The sequence below is a fragment of the Blautia sp. ZXY-1-C6 genome, from assembly GCF_056339875.1.
On sequence record NZ_JBWJVQ010000058.1, the window covers coordinates 1 to 2449 of the forward strand.

Here is a 2449-nt window from a genome sequence, read left to right on the forward strand (position 1 = left end):
AAACTCATCCCCGTCTCTGCCGATCAGTGTTACCTCATCGCCCTTCTTCACATCACCAATCTCAGTCACATCTACCATAAACTGGTCCATACAGACTCTGCCAAGGATCGGAGCCTTTTGTCCATGTATCAGAACCCAGCCTTTATTGGAAAGCTGCCTGGAATAGCCATCTGCATAGCCCACCGGAACAGTTGCCACACGAAGCTTCCTGTCAGCCACATAAGTACCGCCGTAGCTGATCGCTGCTCCGGCAGGAACGTCCTTCACATAAGTCACATGACTCTTAAGTTCCATAACCGGCTCAAGCTTTACAATATCTCTCTCCACCTCAGAAGAAGGATAAATTCCATAAATTGTGATTCCGGCGCGGACAATATTCAGATTTGCTTCCGGCATACGTATGATGCCCGCACTGTTAGAACAGTGATGCAGAGGAATTTCCACTCCTGCCTCTTCTACGCGCCTTGAAAAATCCAGATACCGCTCCAATTGTACCATAGCCGGACTTCTGTCATACTCATCTGCTCTTGCAAAATGAGTAAACATACCTTCAATCTCAAGATTTGGAAGTTCTGAAATTTTTTTAATTTCCTCTACATTTTCCTGTGCATCCGCAAAACCGATCCTGGTCATTCCTGTGTCCAGAGCAATATGAATATGTACAGTTTTTTTCTGCAGAACCGCTTCATCTGAAAGTTTCCTTGCCTCCTCATATTCGCACACTGCAGGACGGATCTCATAACGGACAAGTTCCGGAAAATATTCATCAAAAACAATTCCAAGGATCAGGATTGGTTTTGTAATCCCGGCTTCTCGCAGATGAATCGCTTCTTCCGCAGTTGCAGCCGCAAATCCCCAGATATAATCATAATCCTCAATGAGATGTGCAACCGGCACCGCGCCATGTCCATAAGCGTCAGCCTTTATAACTGCGATCATCTTTGTCTCTTCTGCAATATTTTTTCTCATTTCCCGGAAATTATGTTCTACTGCATCCAGTGAAATGACTGCTTTTACTCTGCTATCTTTCTTCATAATAATTTTCCTCTGTTATTTTTTCATGTTAATATCTGCAAATTGTTTCACAGATTTACTGCCTCAAAATGAATATTCTATCTTAGTATTTCCGGCAGAAAACAGATGATATCTCCTGCGGTCATCCCTCGCTGCCCTACTGTTTCAGCAGCCAGATCACCTGCCAGCCCATGCACATATACACCAAGTGCAGCCAGCATAACAGGAGAAAATTTCTTTTCTGCTGCCAGGTACATACACTGTATACCGGCAAGCACACCACTTAACACATCTCCACTTCCCGCTGTAGCCATTCCTGCATTACCCGAAATGTTCAAATACATATCTCCAAAAGCATCTGCCACCACAGTACAGGCATCCTTCAGAACGCAAACCGCTCCAGACTCCTTTGCATAATCAGCTGCAGTCTGTGCCAGACAATCCTGGATCTTACCGATTTCTTTTCCGCACAGACGACTCATCTCACCAATATGAGGTGTCAGGATCACATGTTCCCCGATAAAACACTTCCAGTTGTCATGGACTGACAGAAGATTCAGGCCATCTGCATCCAGAATTACTGTTTTTTTACACTCAGCTGCCTTCGCCAGGAACCACTGAGCTCTTTCCCTGCTCTGCGCTCCGGTTCCAAGACCCGGTCCTATCACAAGCACATCACACCAGTCAAGCATTGCCTGGTTTTTTTTCTCATCAAAATCACAGGTGATCATGGCTTCCGGCAACAGTGTCTGCAACGGAATCCTGTTGGCCTCCACAGTCTGAATTTTCACCATTCCCGCAGAGCTTTTCAGAGCAGCTGCTGCACTCAGATATGCAGCTCCGCACATTCCTTCGCTGCCAGCTATAAGAAGAACCTTGCCGAAGGTTCCTTTATTTCCATAGGGAACTCTCTCAGGAAGCATTTTCAAATCTTCACGTTCCAGGTGATGCATACAGATTTTCTTTCCGGGTATGGAATAGATTCCGATATCCGCAACAACGATCTCACCGCCATACATGCGTCCGGGATAAAAGCACAGCCCTCTTTTGCGAAAAGCAAAGGTAACCGTAAGATCTGCCCGGAATGCAATTCCCTTCTCAAATCCGGTATCTGAGTCAATCCCGGATGGAATATCCACAGCTACTTTATACGCAGATGCCCGGTTCATTGTACTGATAAGCTCTGGCATATTTTCCCTCTACAGGTCTGCTCAGTCCAACCCCAAAGATGGCATCTACTATAGTAGTATATTCATCCAGATCCAGGTTATGCACCCGGGGCACCTGATAATATTCTGCTGTTTTAAGCTGTCCGGCAGTTTCAGCAGTCATTTTCTCTTCCTTACCCGCAATATAATACCAGGTTCTGACTCCTCTCAACTGAAGCAGTCTGGCAATCGCCAATCCGTCTCCGCCATTGTTGCCGGTTCCGCAG

3 protein-coding genes are annotated in these 2449 nt (G+C 46.0%); all 3 read right to left on the reverse strand.

The features are described 5' to 3' along the window. A partial coding sequence (gene alr / locus AC075J_RS02340; protein ID WP_476389932.1) for an alanine racemase occupies positions 1 to 1035 on the reverse strand: 1035 nt, incomplete at its 3' end. A gap of 77 nt (positions 1036 to 1112) precedes the next feature. Next, entirely contained in the window at positions 1113 to 2204 is a 1092-nt protein-coding gene (locus AC075J_RS02345) for an NAD(P)H-hydrate dehydratase (protein ID WP_476389933.1), read from the reverse strand. Further along, positions 2161 to 2449: NAD(P)H-hydrate epimerase (locus AC075J_RS02350; protein WP_476389934.1), on the reverse strand; the 289-nt coding region annotated here is incomplete at its 5' end. The genes AC075J_RS02350 and AC075J_RS02345, both read right to left, overlap by 44 nt.

Bases quoted from the DNA above. Each gene is read 5' to 3' on its own strand.
- AC075J_RS02345 (WP_476389933.1), bottom strand. From the start codon at position 2,204: ATGCCAGAGCTTATCAGTACAATGAACCGGGCATCTGCGTATAAAGTA.